We start from the raw sequence: 13,638 nt of genomic DNA, 5'->3' as shown, positions 1-13,638 counted from the left end.
CACTCGAGAGTTGAAAATAGTATTTTTTATGGCTAGGAAACCGAGAGTGAGGGCACGTTCGGGGGTGTATCATGTGCTGATGCAGGGTGTGAGGCACCGTGACATCTACATAGATGATGAGGACTACCGGACGTTTGTGGAGATACTGGAGAGGTTGCAAAAGTCGAAGGATGGTGAGGAGCGTTACTTTACGGTGTATGCGTATTGTTTGCTGCCAGACCACTTCCACCTGATGCTGAAAGAGGAGGCGGACACGGTGAGTGTGACGATGGGACGCATAGCGGCGGCCTATGCACACTACTTTAATGATAAATACGACCGCGACGGCGCCATCTACAGGGCGAGGTTTGTAAGCGAACCTGTGGAGAATGAGGAGCGATGGAACACGGTGCTGAGGCATATCAGTCAGGCACCGGAGCGCATGAAGGTGTGGGATGCCGAGCACTATCCGTATAGCAGTTGGCATGAGTACGTAGGGGAGGAGAGTGAACTGCCGCGTATTTGTGAGATTCCTGCTAACTATCAGCAACTATCCCAAGAGGATATGGTGCGGATGCTATCGGCACCAGTACCCAGACAGGCGGCATGCATAGGTCCGCTGACGGACGAGATGCGACGACCTAAGGACGAACAGGTATTGGTGATGCTTTACGATATGACTAAAACTGCCAGTATGATAGAGTTTTTAGGGCTTACAAGGGCGGAACAACTGAAGACGCTGGCGGATTTGAGAAAGAAAGGGGCATCGATACGACAACTTGAAAAACTAACGGGGATAGGCAGGGGCGTGATACAGAACCTGTAAGAGGATGTTAAAAAATAGGGAGTTTGCTTGGTGTTTTGATGAATTCTTGCTATCTTTGCACGGATTATCAAAAAATTCATTAATGAACAACCAATATGATTAGGAAACTTGTATTATTATGTGTGTGTGGTGCATTCACAATGGCGAGTGCACAGAAAACACCCGTGTGGAGGGACGCCAGTGTGAACCAGCAGAACCGCGAAGCGCGTAGGGCACACTTCTTTGCCTTCGAGAATGAGGACAAAGCTAAGGGCGACAAAAAGCAGAGCGACCGCTACCTGTCGATGGAGGGTAAGTGGAAGTTCAACTTTGTAAAGAACCATCAGGATGCGCCTAAGGGATTCTATGCCCTGAAGTACGACGACTCTAAATGGGTGGATTTTCCTGTTCCCGGTTTGTTTGAGATTGAGGGCTATGGCGACAAGACCTATAAGAACATGGGATATGCTTGGTGCACAACCTTTAAGAACGATCCTCCATACATTGGCGAGACGAACAACTACACGGGTTCGTATCGTCGCACTTTCGACCTGCCTGCAAACTGGAAAGGGCAGGAGGTTTTCTTCCATGTAGGCTCAGCTACCAGTAACCTGGCTGTTTGGGTGAACGGTAAGTACGTGGGCTACTCGGAGGATTCGAAGGTGGCTGCTGAGTTTAATATCACCAAGTATCTGAAGCCGGGTAAGAACCTGATTGCGATGCAGATTATGCGCTGGTGCGACGGTAGCTATCTGGAGGACCAGGACTTCTGGCGCTTTACAGGTATTGCCCGCGAGGTGTATCTGTATGCTACACCAAAGGTACACATCAAGGATATTACCATTGGTCAGGACTACGTGCAGGGCAACGGTGTGCTGAACGTGGATGTGAAACTGGCTGGTAAGGCTATCCTTGAAGCAAGCCTATACGATGCTGCGGGAAATGCAGTGGCTGAAGGACTGAAATTTAATGTTTCATCTTTAATGTTTAATGTACCTAATGCCAAGGCTTGGACTGCTGAGACGCCTAACCTGTACACCTTATTTATATATCTGAAGCAGGGCAATAAGACACTTGAGGTTATCAAGAAGAAGATTGGTTTCCGCCATATTGAGATTAAGGGCGGACAGCTGCTGGTTAACGGCAAGGCTATCCTGATTAAGGGTGCCGACCGCCACGAACTGGATCCTGATGGTGGCTACATCGTGAGCGTGGAGCGCATGATTCAGGATATTAAGATAATGAAGCTGCTGAACATCAATGCTGTGCGTACCTGTCACTATCCCGACGATCCACGTTGGTATGACCTGTGCGATGAGTATGGTATCTACCTGACTGCCGAGAGCAACCTGGAGAGCCATGGTATGGGTTACAATGAGAAGACACTGGCTATCCGTCCTGATTTTGAGAAGGCCCACATTGAGCGTCAGGAGGGTAACATGATTACCTATAAGAACCACCCCAGTATTATTGTGTGGAGCTTGGGTAACGAGGCTGGCTACGGTGCCAACTTTGAGAAGGCTTACGCTTGGGTGAAGGCATACGATAAGACACGTCCATGCCAGTATGAGCGTGCAGGCATCGAGGGTGCTACAGATATCTACTGCCCCATGTATGCCGACTATAACTGGAGCGAGAAATACTCGAAGGGCGAAGTGACTGGCGGTAAGGTTGAGAAGCCACTGATTCAGTGTGAGTATGCTCATGCCATGGGTAACTCGATGGGTGGATTCAAAGAGTACTGGGACCTGATTCGCAAGGAGCCTCACTACCAGGGTGGTTATATCTGGGACTTCGTGGACCAGGGTATGCGCGATAAGAGTAAGGTTACTGGTAAGGAGATATTTACTTACGGTGGCGACTATGGCCGCTATCCTGCCAGCGACTACAACTTTAACTGTAATGGTATCATTGCACCCGATCGCCGACTGAACCCTCATGCCTATGAGGTGCGTTACTACTATCAGAACGCATGGATTGCTGATAAGGGATTGAAAGAAGGACGCTTTGAGGTTTACAACGAGAACTTCTTTAAGACACTTGATGACCTGGAGCTGGAGTGGTTTGTTGGTGGTGCAGGTGCACATCATCACGATGGCAACCGTCCTGAGGGTATGACCTTCGGACACGGTGGTAAGATTGATGTGAGCGGTATTGCTCCACAGCAGTGCAAGGTGATTACTGATGAGACACTGAAAAAGACCATCGAGCGTGTGCTGGGTCACCATGGCGATCAGGAGATTTTTGTGATCTTCCAGTTCAAAACCAAGGAGGCTGAGCCACTGGTAGAGAAGGGACAGGTGATGGCACGCCAGCAGTTTGCACTGAGCAACTATCAGTATCCTACATTAAACATTAAACATGAAACATTAAACATTAAAAATGAAACAATAAACACTGAAGAAACTGAGAGCTATGTAAAGATGGAGGCTGCCGGTACGACACTGACCATTGGTAAGTGGAGTGGTTGGATTGACTATCTGGATGTGGATGGTAAGGCCATGCTGGTGGATCGCGAGAGCATCGTTCCTGAGTTCTGGCGTGCACCAACAGATAACGACTACGGTGCTGGACTGCAGAACCGCTTTGGTGTTTGGAAGAACCCACAGATGAAACTGAAGGACTGCAAGGTTGATGGCAACACCGTGACATCGGTATTTGATATGCCTGATGTGAAGGCTACTCTGACCATGACCTACACACTGACTGCCGAGGGTGAGGTGATTGTTCGCCAGCAGTTGGCTGCTGATAAGGAGGCCAAGGTGGCTCCGATGTTCCGTTATGGCATGCAGCTGCAGATGCCTCAGGAGTTTGATGCTATCTGCTACTATGGTCGTGGTCCTGTTGAGAACTATATCGATCGTAATTCGAGCGAGTTTATCGGCGTGTACGAAAATAAGGTTTCGAACGAGTACTTCCCATACATCCGTCCACAGGAGTCTGGTAACCACACCGATGTACGTTGGTTCCGCGTAGTGAATGCTGAGGGCAACGGACTGGAGTTCTACAGCAATGCGCCTATGGAGGCCAGCGCGCTGAAGTTCCTGACAGAGGATCTGGACGACGGTGCTGTGAAGGACAAGAAGATTGGACGCCACTCTGGCGACCTGGTTGAGCGCCCACAGACTCAGGTGCACATTCAGCAGCGCCAGATGGGACTGGGATGCGTAAACTCATGGGGTGCTTGGCCCAGAAAAGAGTATATGATGGAGTATCAGAATTATGACTTTACATTCGCTATCCGACCAGTGAAAAAATAAAATGAGCGCATTTTAAGCGTTTAAATAGCAAAGTGTAACCGCCTGCGGCTTGATTTCGGTCAAAAAGTAGCCCGCAGGCGGTTATTTTATGAATTTTTAGCCAAAAACGCTTGGAGGGTACCTTATAAATTATTACCTTTGCAACGTGAAACAAAGATGGATTGATATGAAGATGAGAGAAAAAGTTACAATTTTACTGATCGCCCTGATGATGGGTCCGATCGTAAGCTATGCAGAGGATGCTCAGGTCACCAGTGAGTGTGACACCACTTATATTAAGCTCGACGAGAATCGCGTGCCCATTACACATGTAAACTTGACATACGACGAACTCGTAGAGAAGGTTGGTGAACTGGAGACAATCCTGGAAACTGATGAGTTCCAGCTCTATGCTGCAGGTGATTACACCTATAAGGTAGTAGGTGGAATTGTTACATCTATGGCCATTCAGATTGCTGATGATAACAACGACAAGGTGGTTTACAATCAGATTCTGAACACACTGGCTAAGAGTAACTCACTGAAGGATACGCATAATACTGGCGGTAACTACTACCAGTATGCCAACTTCCAGATTCAGTTCGACGACTTTGAAGGTTACGAGAAACTAACCTTCTCGGTGCTTGAGTAGAGTAAGGAAATACCCCAAGCGGTATAATTGATAAAGAGAGAGTAGAGGGCGGGATCCACAAAGGTTCCGCTTTTCTGTTGCTCCAAACAATCGGTGCCACAGGCGGATGAGCCACAGAATGGCGGGGATATGGATACCCTGCACAAACTTGAGCAAACGCGAATAGCCTCTCAGTTCGTTGCGGAATTCGCAGAGTGTGCGCAGACCTTCTTCGGTTTTTGCCACAAAATCGGCATTCGATTCGAAGGTGCAGAACCCAACTGGATTATTGATATGAACAATGGGCACATGATGGCGCTGCAGCGTTTTGCCTAACAACACATCTTCGTAGCCATAATGCCTGATGCGTTCGCAGAAAGGGTGTTGCAACATCAGTTGGCGTTCTATCAGCAGATTGGCAGTGTGCAGATGCTGGTAGGGGCGCTTCTGGCGTTCTGTTGCTATGTGGTTCAGTTCCTCGGATTTCTCATAACGATAGCGTAGCAATTGTTTCTGGTTATCGTTTGTGGCTTTGATTACCACACCACCATCAACCACTGTAGCTGGTAAGCATGATAAATAGCGCGAAAGAAAATCGGGGCTGATGATACTCATATCGCTATCTATATATAATAGGTACGCGAGGGATGACTCGCGAGCCAGATAATTACGGATGGTAGCACGCCCCATGTTTTCGGGCTGCCTTAGGAATCTGCAATTACTCAGATTATCTATCGCACTGTTAGCCTCGATACAACTTGGATCTGTCGACCCGTCATCGGCCACAAGTATCTCAAAATCAATGCCAAGATTTACCGCTTGCTCATGCAATCGGTTTACCAGTTCCACGCATACCTGATTGTACACTGGAATCAGAATGGATAACTGTTTTTCGTTACGTTGTGACATTTCAGAGTGCAAAAATACAAAAAAAGATGAAAATATTTTGTGGATTGACGGAAAAGTTGTAATTTTGCACCCGCTTTTACGAGTTAAGAGCATGAAATTCAAATTATTAACAAAAAATTAAAGATTTAAAAAATGGCAACAAAAATCAGATTGCAGCGCGGTGGTCGCAAAGGTTATGCTTTCTACAGCATCGTAATCGCCGACGCTCGTGCACCACGTGATGGTCGTTTCACTGAAAAGATTGGTACTTACAACCCTAACACCAATCCTGCCACAGTTGACCTGAATTTCGAGCGTGCACTGTACTGGGTAGAGACAGGTGCTCAGCCCACTGACACTGTACGTAACATCCTGAGCCGTGAGGGCGTTTACCTGATGAAGCACCTGAAGGGTGGCGTAAAGAAGGGCGCTTTCGATGAGGCTGCTGCACAGAAGAAGTTCGACGCCTGGAAGGCTGACAAGCAGAACGGTCTGAACAAGATTGCTGAGGCTGAGGCTAAGGCTAAGAAGGACGCTGCTGCTAATGCCCTGAAGGCTGAGAAGGCCGTTAACGAGGCAATTGCTAAGAAGGTAGCTGACAAGAAGGCTGCTGAGGCTGCTGCTAAGGCTGAGGCCGAGGCTGCTGCTGCCGCTGCTGAGGCTCCCGCTACTGAGGAGGCTCCTGCTGAGGCATAAGCTTGATAATAGCAGAAGACAAAAAATGAGCTCCACAGAAATGTGGAGCTTTTTTATTTTGTCCAGAAATCAAGGTATTGGCGGGCTACTTTCAGGTAATCGTGGTGCTTACGCACGTATTCCACGCTTTGGCGTTTCAGTTCGGGAATGCGATCGGGGTTAAGTACCAATTGTTCAAGCTCGTGAAAAACACTATCGTAAGTAGGGGCTACGTTGATGATAGGACGTAGTTCGTTTTCGTGGATAATCCCGTAGTTCTCGGGCTCACCACCACCAATGCAGATAATGCCCTTCGACATGGCCAATAAGGGGTTCATGGATGGGGTGTAAGCATAGAGCTGGTCGAGTATGGCATCGCTGCTTTCCATCAGTTTCTTGTATTGTGCAAATGGAACCGATTCTACCTTTACCAATTGCATCTTATCGGGATGTTTCGTTGCGACATCGATAGCTGCCTGGAGCATGATGTCGGTGCCCTTATAGGCGGAGCGCTGGCGATTAATGCCGATAAAGATGATGGTTTTTGATGTATTACATCTGACCGTGCAACTCTCCGCAGGCATGCGGATAGGGAAGGGGATAAAGCATGTTTTATGGGCAAACTGGGGCTGGTAGCAGGCCCAATATTCGTAGAGACCGGCAATGATGCCGTCGCAATCTTGGGCTATCATCTTGTTGAGCCGCTCTTTGGTTGTGCCAAGCCAATCGTGCTGATAGTAAGTGGCCTCGGCATCGGTACGCACCTTGTCGCCGATATTGAAGTCACTATAGCGTAGCGGCTTTTCGTATGTACATGTGTGAACCCAATAATAATCCATACCAAAGGCACCAAGGAACAGACGCTTGTTGTGCTTGCGCAGATAGCGGTAGAACCAGAAGAGGCGTTCGGCCTTCAGTTCGAAGAACATCGGGTTGATGAGCTGCACCACATCGTAGCCTTGCAATTGGGGGAGCAGGGCGTAGAGTTTTAGCATCAACTGAATGCCTCCGAGTTTGCCAGGTTTGCGTGCCACATCTATATCGCGTGGGTAATCCTTGAAGAAGTCGCCATTGGATATAACGGTGACCTGATGCCCCAACTGCCGCAGTGCTTCGGCCAGCGTGGCGTGAACATTGCTATATTCGCCAACCAGTAGTATCTTCATCGTTCTTTATTGATTAAAGGCAGGGTGTGCAATAGCAAAGTGCGCCCAATACTGGTGCTGGTGATCCTGCGGAACCAAGTGTATTTGGTGGTGTAGTCGTGATCGGGTAAGGGGAAGAGCCCGTATTGGTGCAGGGTATTGACAGTAGTGTTGAGTACCTTTGGTGAATGGTATAACATGATGACGTTATAGATATAATCCATCGTGAGTTGGGCCACACGGCGATTCATGGCAAGACGATCGTTGTAAGGCATGCGGTCGGCCAGCAACTGCAGATGACGTATTACTTGAAGATTATCGTTCAGACGCTTTTCCTTGCTGCTCTCGTCGTGTTGCTGGATGGCAGAATCCTTATGCTGGCGGTAGTAGTAAGCCTTGTAAGGTGTGAGATAAACCACCTCGGCCCTTAATATCAACTGGGGAGTGAATTCCTCGTCTTCGCCATAACAGATGCCAGGCGTAAACTCTAACTGACTTCGTACCGATTGCCGGAAAAGCTTACACCAGATGGAACCTTGAATGTTGTGGTTGCTAAGATAGGCGACTCCCGAAAGCTGCTTGACATCATCTTTGGAAACAGTGGCCATAGTGGGCGTGGTGCTGAAGTCGAACACGATGATTTCTGCGTCGGGATGGCTCCTGGCAATATCTAAACATTGCTCATAGGGTTCTTTTATCAGAACATCGTCGCCATCAACAATCTGGATAAACGCTCCTTTAGCCATATGCAGGGCTGTGTTACGGGCCACACTTACACCTTGATGATGCTGGCGGATATAGACGATATCGTCGCCATACTTCATCAGTGCATTCATAGGACTGACTTCTGAGCCGTCGTCGATGATGATGATCTCACGTTCGCTTTCAGACAACGATAATGCCAAGATGCTGTCGACACACTCGCACAACATCTGAACTGGCAGATTGTAATAGGTAACAATGAAGGTTACCAACGGCTGGGCTGCCTGAACTGGTGTAGGAATTTGCTGATGATGCATATTATTTTTATTCCCAAAATATTGTTAGTTATCGCTTTTAGCTTTTGGGTACCTCTGAATGCTTGGTGATGGACGTTCCTGAAAGGTAGTTTGATGTCGCCTCCAAGTCGTTCCCATACGTCGATCTGGATATTCAGCAGGTATAGGTAGTAGCTGTCGTCTATTGGCATTCCGCTATTCAAGTGTGCATCCAATAGCATCTCCAATTGTTTGCCATTGGCATTTGCTGTAATGCTCTGCGGATTATAACAATAGTGATAGTATCCTTGGCTGCAGGTTCTGATTGTCTTTGCAGCCTCGAGCAGATGGGGGAGCGTGTAAACATCCTCGAATACCTTATCTTCAGGATATCTTATATTGCAGAAAAGCGATTTCTTATAGATTTTGTTACAAGCGTAGGTGTGACGATAGGCTTGACTTTGGAGCCAGTATTTCTGAGCATCTGTATAAATGCAGTCGGGGAGCGACAGGCGGTTGGCAATAGAGTATTCCAACAGGTCGGCATCCTCCATACACTGAAGTAAAGGGGCATAGGTGTTGGCTGCGATGTAATCATCAGAATCTACAAAGGTGATATAATCACCCTGGGCCTTATCCAACCCTGCATTACGTGCATTGCTCAAGCCTCCGTTCGGCTTGTGGATAACCCGGATATGTGCATCTTTCGCTGCCCAGTCGTCGCATATCTGCGGGCTGTTGTCGGGCGATCCGTCGTCAACGAGTATCACCTCAAAATCGTCGAGATTCTGGTTGAGCACGCTCTCAACACATCTGTGGAGCGTGGCTTCTGTGCGATAAACAGGGATGATGATACTCAGTTTCATGGGCACAAAGTTACAAATTTATTTGGATAATCGTAATAATTTGCTTACTTTTGCGTTTGTTTTTAAGGAATTATGAACGAAGAGCGCAACGAGAGTTATAGCCACGTGCTGAAGTACACGGGTGTATTTGGCGGGGTGCAAGGCCTGAATGTGTTGATAGGTCTTGTGCGCAATAAATTCGTGGCCATGCTGCTGGGTCCTGGTGGTATGGGTTTGGTGTCGCTCTTTAATACCACGGTGCAGCTGATATCACAGGCCACCAACTTAGGTATTGCCATGAGTGCGGTTCGCCATATATCGGAATGCTACGATGCCGGCGATACCGAGCATACTGCCCACTATGTAAAAGTGGTGCGTGGCTGGTGCTTACTTACTGCTTTGCTGGGTATGCTGGTATGCGTGGTTTTAGGTCCGTTTTTCAGTAATGCCACCTTCTCGTGGGGCAATCACACCCTGCATTTTGTGTTGTTGGCGCCTGCCATTGGTATGCTGGCTATTACGGGAGGCGAAACGGCTATCCTGAAAGGCGTGCGAAAGCTGGGGGCCTTGGCTTTGGTACAAATTGTAGCTGCCTTGGCGTCGTTGGTTATCGCCATACCTATTTATTATATGTTCGGTCAGGCAGGTATCGTGCCTGTTATTGTGCTGATGGCGTTTGCTACCATGAGTGCCACATTATGGTTCTCGTGGCGCATATTTCCGTTGCAGTTGCGAGGCACGCGAGGCATTCTGGGCGAGGGTATGGAAATGGTTCGTCTGGGTGTGGCATTTACGTTGGCAGGCATTGTGGGGAGCGGGGCCGAGATGTTTGTGCGCTCGTACCTGAATGTGATGGGCGATCTTGAAGTGCTGGGCCTTTATAATGCAGGCTATATGCTTACCATTACCTATGCCGGTATGGTGTTCTCGGCTATGGAAACCGATTATTATCCGCGCCTCTCGGCTGTTAACCATGATGTGGCAGCAACCAACCTGATGGTGAATCGACAGATGGAGGTGTCGCTGCTGATAGTGGCCCCCATGCTTACAGCCCTCATCGCCTTGTTGCCAATACTTATTCCTTATCTTTTTACCAGCGAGTTTGTGCCCGTAGTGCCTATGGCGCAGGTGGCTGCATTGGCCATGTTTTTCAAGGTGCTCACAATGCCTGTGGCTTACATCACGTTGGCACGAGGCTATTCGATGACCTATCTGATGTTAGAGGCTGCGTATTATGTGGCGTTTGTGCTGCTGATGGTAGTGGGCTATCAGTATTGGGGCTTGCTGGGTACTGGTATTGCCATCACATTGGCGCATGTGTTCGAGTGCCTGATGATTAACGGTTATGCTTATAAAAAATACGGCTACCGTATGTCGGCAGCCGTATATCGATATGCAATCGTATTGCTTTTGTTTGGATTTCTCGCCTATGCCTGCACCATATTCTTGGATGGCATCGTCTACTGGTTGGTAGAGCTGGTGGCTATCGTGGCGAGTGCTCTTTATGCGCTTCAGAATCTGAAGTCGAGCTCCATGTCGAACAAGTTGTAGTTGTGCTTAGCAAGCGAGCGATCGTTTACGCGTGAATACTCAGCATGCAGCTCGAGATTCTTAGTAAAGCGATAGTTCAAACCGCACTCAACCTGATTAACTGATGTAGCCCATTCCTTCTGATTACGGTAGGTCTGATAACGAGCCTTTGCGTAGAGCTTGCTCTTAACCAGAGGCACGATACCAAATACGTACCAACCATCGGCCTTGTCGCCCTTGCTGTAGTCGATCTCACGTACGTTGTTACCAGGCGACTTAGCACCCCAACCCTGGCTGTGGATATACTCAGCGCGGAAGGTGTAATCGTTCAGGTCGTACTCGGCTGACAGGGCATAACGGTTCTTCTTAATACTGATGGTTTTGCCAGTATTAGGATCCAGCATGCCACCACGGCTACCTGTCCATCCGAAGGCACCGATGCGCAAGCCCTTGATAGGCATAATCCATGCACCACCGATGATATCCTTACGGTTGTCCATATCCTTCTGGTTCACACCCTCACCGTTGTAGATACCCAGCTGATAGTGGAACACACGGCGACCATTGGCGTTGGGGAACAGATCACCCGAGAACTGGATACCGATATCACGACCACCTGACGACTTCTCACCTGTACGGTCACCAAAAGCAGAGAGCTTGTTGATTACGTCGGCATAGCTACGCCATCCCTGTGTGATGGGGTGGGTGGGGTTCTCGTAAGTGAAGGCACGCTTGAACTGACCTGCACGAATCTTGAACTCGGGATACTTACGCCACTCAGCATAGAGGTCGACCAACTGCACGGTAGGCTGACCAGGACCGGTAGCGTTGGTGCCCTGAATCTGGGCACGCCAGTCGAAATCACCAATCTTACCATCTAAGATGAAACGGGCCAGACGCAGATTAAATGTATTGCTGTGCGCATTATCCTTGTCCTCGGCCTGATACTGCAGCATGCCGTAGCCGCTGAATTTGATGTTGTTTACCCAGGCGGGTACCTCGATGGTAGCCTTCTGCTGTGTAGCCTCCATAGAGTTGAGAAGTGCTACGTCAGCATCTGATAAGGGCTCCAGATTATCACTTGCTTCAACCAGATTTTCGGCGTTAGCTGTGATTGTCATCGACGCCATAAGCGCCATCATCCAAAATACCTTTTTCATTGTAATATGAGTTTAAAAATTAGTAATGTAGTTGCTCGTCAAAAATGTTTTTAGTTAAACTTGGGGCAAATATATGAAAAATTATTGAAACTCCCAAGTATTTGCCCCAAATTATTTTATCTGCGCTCCAGCAGCACCACGTTCTCTACGTGTGGTGTGTGGGGGAACATATCAACGGGTTGAACAGCTGCCACGCGATAATCTACGTCGAGATCATGCAAATCGCGAGCCTGAGTGGCTGGGTTGCAACTTACGTAAACAATGCGCTTTGGTGCTGCTCCAAGAATGGTTTTTACCACATCGGGGTGCATACCGGCACGTGGTGGGTCGGTAATGATTACATCCGGACGTCCGTGCTCGGCAATGAATTCTTCTGTCAGAATATCCTTCATATCGCCTGCATAGAACAGGGTGTTGCCAATCTTGTTTACTTCAGAGTTGATCTTGGCATCCTCGATAGCTTCGGGTACATACTCGATACCAATCACCTTGCGTGCCTTCTTGGCTACAAAGTTGGCAATGGTTCCTGTACCTGTGTAAAGGTCGTAAACCAGTTCGTTGCCAGTAAGTCCGGCAAAGTTGCGGGCTACCGAGTACAGGTGGTAGGCCTGCTCGGTGTTGGTCTGGTAGAAACTCTTGGGACCAACCTTAAACTTCAGGTCCTCCATCAACTCGTAGATGTGGTCGATACCCTTGAATACCAATATCTCCTGGTCGCCGATGGTATCGTTGCACTTCTGATTGTCGAGATACATCAGCGAGGTAATCTGTGGGAATTTGTCGGCGATGTGCTGCAGCAGTCCCTTGGCCTGTTCCTCGCTCTGGGCCAGTGCCTCGGCCGATGTGCGATCGTAGTGGAACTGGAAGATAACCATCCACTCGCCACTGGCGCTGTTGCGGATGATGATATCGCGCAGCAGTCCTACCTGGGCACGCAGGTCGAAGAACGATAAGCCGTTGGCCATTGCATACTCACGGGCCTCGTTGCGAATCTCGTTCTGCAGGTTGTCCATCAGCCAGCACTTCTCGATAGGCAGAATCTTATCGAAAGCACCTGTGATATGGAATCCGATAGCTGGTACGTCCTTCAAGCTCTGGCTCTGGTCGTTGGGCAGTGTCTGTATCTGCTCCTTGGTGAGATAGCGCTTGTTGGCGCATCCGAAATCAAGTTTGTTGCGATACTCCTGAGTATGAACGCTACCAAGGATAGGCATAAACTCGGGTAATTCTATCTTGCCAATGCGGTGCAGCTGGTCGTACACCTGCTGCTGCTTAAACTTAAGCTGCTCTTCGTAAGGCAGGTTTTGCCATTTGCAACCACCGCACACACCGAAGTGGGCGCAGAAGGGGGTCGCGCGTACCTTACTTAATTCTATAAATCTAACAACCTCGCCCTCGGCAAAGGAGTGTTTTTTGCGGCGAATCTGTACATCGCACACGTCGCCAGGCACACAGAAAGGCACAAACACCACCAGATCGTTCCAGTGGAACAAACATTTGCCCTCGGCAGCCACAGCTTCAATCACCACGCCCTCAAGGAGCGGTAATGGTTTCTTGTTTCTTGCCATAATATTCTCTTTTTCGGGTGCAAAGGTAGTGCAAATCGAGCGAAAAACCAAATTTATTAATGCCTTAAAGGTCAAAAAAACAAAAATGTAAGGTGGAGTTTGCAATTTTTGCTTTTTTTTCTTGTGTATTTGATGGAATTTTAATATCTTTGCAGAATCTAATCAAAAATAATTTATCATCAACAAATAATAAATA

At 48.4% G+C, this 13,638-nt stretch carries 11 protein-coding genes; 5 read left to right on the top strand and 6 right to left on the bottom strand.

The features are described 5' to 3' along the window. Positions 1-46: 46 nt before the first annotated feature. The 3 genes from BLR73_RS04445 to BLR73_RS04435 all read left to right on the top strand — a co-directional run bounded on the left by BLR73_RS04445 (position 47) and on the right by BLR73_RS04435 (position 4,675). Complete coding sequence (locus tag BLR73_RS04445) at positions 47-805, top strand: transposase (RefSeq protein WP_255397353.1); 759 nt, start codon at positions 47-49, stop codon at positions 803-805. Positions 806-900: 95 nt separating this feature from the next. Then, positions 901-4,044 (top strand): glycoside hydrolase family 2 TIM barrel-domain containing protein, encoded by a 3,144-nt coding sequence (locus tag BLR73_RS04440; protein ID WP_091859344.1) that lies wholly within the window; start codon positions 901-903, stop codon positions 4,042-4,044. A gap of 166 nt (positions 4,045-4,210) precedes the next feature. Further along, entirely contained in the window at positions 4,211-4,675 is a 465-nt protein-coding gene (locus tag BLR73_RS04435) for a hypothetical protein (protein ID WP_091859341.1), read from the top strand. Here the strand turns inward: BLR73_RS04435 and BLR73_RS04430 are convergent. Further along, entirely contained in the window at positions 4,652-5,563 is a 912-nt protein-coding gene (locus BLR73_RS04430; protein ID WP_176763610.1) for a glycosyltransferase family 2 protein, read from the bottom strand. The genes BLR73_RS04435 and BLR73_RS04430 overlap by 24 nt on opposite strands. A gap of 132 nt (positions 5,564-5,695) precedes the next feature. Between BLR73_RS04430 and BLR73_RS04425 the strand changes: the two genes are divergently transcribed. Next, a complete protein-coding gene (locus BLR73_RS04425; protein ID WP_013063861.1) occupies positions 5,696-6,238 on the top strand; it encodes a 30S ribosomal protein S16 in 543 nt (180 codons plus the stop codon). A gap of 53 nt (positions 6,239-6,291) precedes the next feature. On the opposite strand, the gene BLR73_RS04420 is transcribed toward BLR73_RS04425, so the two are convergent. From BLR73_RS04420 to BLR73_RS04410, 3 genes are read right to left on the bottom strand one after another with little or no spacing between them, the layout of a single operon-like run. Beyond that, a complete protein-coding gene (locus tag BLR73_RS04420) occupies positions 6,292-7,383 on the bottom strand; it encodes a glycosyltransferase family protein (protein WP_091859334.1) in 1,092 nt (363 codons plus the stop codon). Further along, positions 7,380-8,381, bottom strand: coding sequence for a glycosyltransferase family 2 protein (locus BLR73_RS04415; RefSeq protein WP_091859331.1), 1,002 nt, complete (start codon positions 8,379-8,381; stop codon positions 7,380-7,382). Before BLR73_RS04415 ends, BLR73_RS04420 begins: the two co-directional genes overlap by 4 nt. Then, the gene (locus BLR73_RS04410; protein WP_091859328.1) at positions 8,330-9,205 is read right to left on the bottom strand and encodes a glycosyltransferase family 2 protein; all 876 of its coding nucleotides are present in this window, start codon (positions 9,203-9,205) and stop codon (positions 8,330-8,332) included. The genes BLR73_RS04415 and BLR73_RS04410 overlap by 52 nt, the downstream gene beginning before the upstream one ends. A gap of 72 nt (positions 9,206-9,277) precedes the next feature. Between BLR73_RS04410 and BLR73_RS04405 the strand changes: the two genes are divergently transcribed. Further along, positions 9,278-10,735 carry an oligosaccharide flippase family protein gene (locus BLR73_RS04405; RefSeq protein WP_091859324.1) on the top strand — a complete coding sequence of 486 codons (1,458 nt, stop codon included), beginning with the start codon at positions 9,278-9,280 and terminating at the stop codon, positions 10,733-10,735. On the opposite strand, the gene BLR73_RS04400 is transcribed toward BLR73_RS04405, so the two are convergent. After that, the gene (locus tag BLR73_RS04400; RefSeq protein ID WP_013063537.1) at positions 10,696-11,874 is read right to left on the bottom strand and encodes a porin; all 1,179 of its coding nucleotides are present in this window, start codon (positions 11,872-11,874) and stop codon (positions 10,696-10,698) included. The genes BLR73_RS04405 and BLR73_RS04400 overlap by 40 nt on opposite strands. A 116-nt stretch (positions 11,875-11,990) precedes the next feature. Continuing rightward, the gene (gene rlmD / locus BLR73_RS04395; protein ID WP_091859322.1) at positions 11,991-13,442 is read right to left on the bottom strand and encodes a 23S rRNA (uracil(1939)-C(5))-methyltransferase RlmD; all 1,452 of its coding nucleotides are present in this window, start codon (positions 13,440-13,442) and stop codon (positions 11,991-11,993) included. Positions 13,443-13,638 lie beyond the last annotated feature (196 nt).

The sequence above is a fragment of the Prevotella sp. khp1 genome (assembly GCF_900102205.1).
Lineage (GTDB): Bacteria > Bacteroidota > Bacteroidia > Bacteroidales > Bacteroidaceae > Prevotella > Prevotella ruminicola.
The sequence above is the reverse complement of the archived record's forward strand: the minus strand, read 5'-3'. Positions and strand labels throughout refer to the sequence as shown.

What these genes read in the sequence shown, in the direction of transcription:
- BLR73_RS04440 (WP_091859344.1), top strand. Translation starts at nt 901, where the DNA reads ATGATTAGGAAACTTGTATTATTATGTGTGTGTGGTGCATTCACAATG.
- BLR73_RS04435 (WP_091859341.1), top strand. Translation starts at nt 4,211, where the DNA reads ATGAAGATGAGAGAAAAAGTTACAATTTTACTGATCGCCCTGATGATG.
- BLR73_RS04430 (WP_176763610.1), bottom strand. Translation starts at nt 5,563, where the DNA reads ATGTCACAACGTAACGAAAAACAGTTATCCATTCTGATTCCAGTGTAC.
- BLR73_RS04425 (WP_013063861.1), top strand. Translation starts at nt 5,696, where the DNA reads ATGGCAACAAAAATCAGATTGCAGCGCGGTGGTCGCAAAGGTTATGCT.
- BLR73_RS04420 (WP_091859334.1), bottom strand. Translation starts at nt 7,383, where the DNA reads ATGAAGATACTACTGGTTGGCGAATATAGCAATGTTCACGCCACGCTG.
- BLR73_RS04415 (WP_091859331.1), bottom strand. Translation starts at nt 8,381, where the DNA reads ATGCATCATCAGCAAATTCCTACACCAGTTCAGGCAGCCCAGCCGTTG.
- BLR73_RS04410 (WP_091859328.1), bottom strand. Translation starts at nt 9,205, where the DNA reads ATGAAACTGAGTATCATCATCCCTGTTTATCGCACAGAAGCCACGCTC.
- BLR73_RS04405 (WP_091859324.1), top strand. Translation starts at nt 9,278, where the DNA reads ATGAACGAAGAGCGCAACGAGAGTTATAGCCACGTGCTGAAGTACACG.
- BLR73_RS04400 (WP_013063537.1), bottom strand. Translation starts at nt 11,874, where the DNA reads ATGAAAAAGGTATTTTGGATGATGGCGCTTATGGCGTCGATGACAATC.
- rlmD (WP_091859322.1), bottom strand. Translation starts at nt 13,442, where the DNA reads ATGGCAAGAAACAAGAAACCATTACCGCTCCTTGAGGGCGTGGTGATT.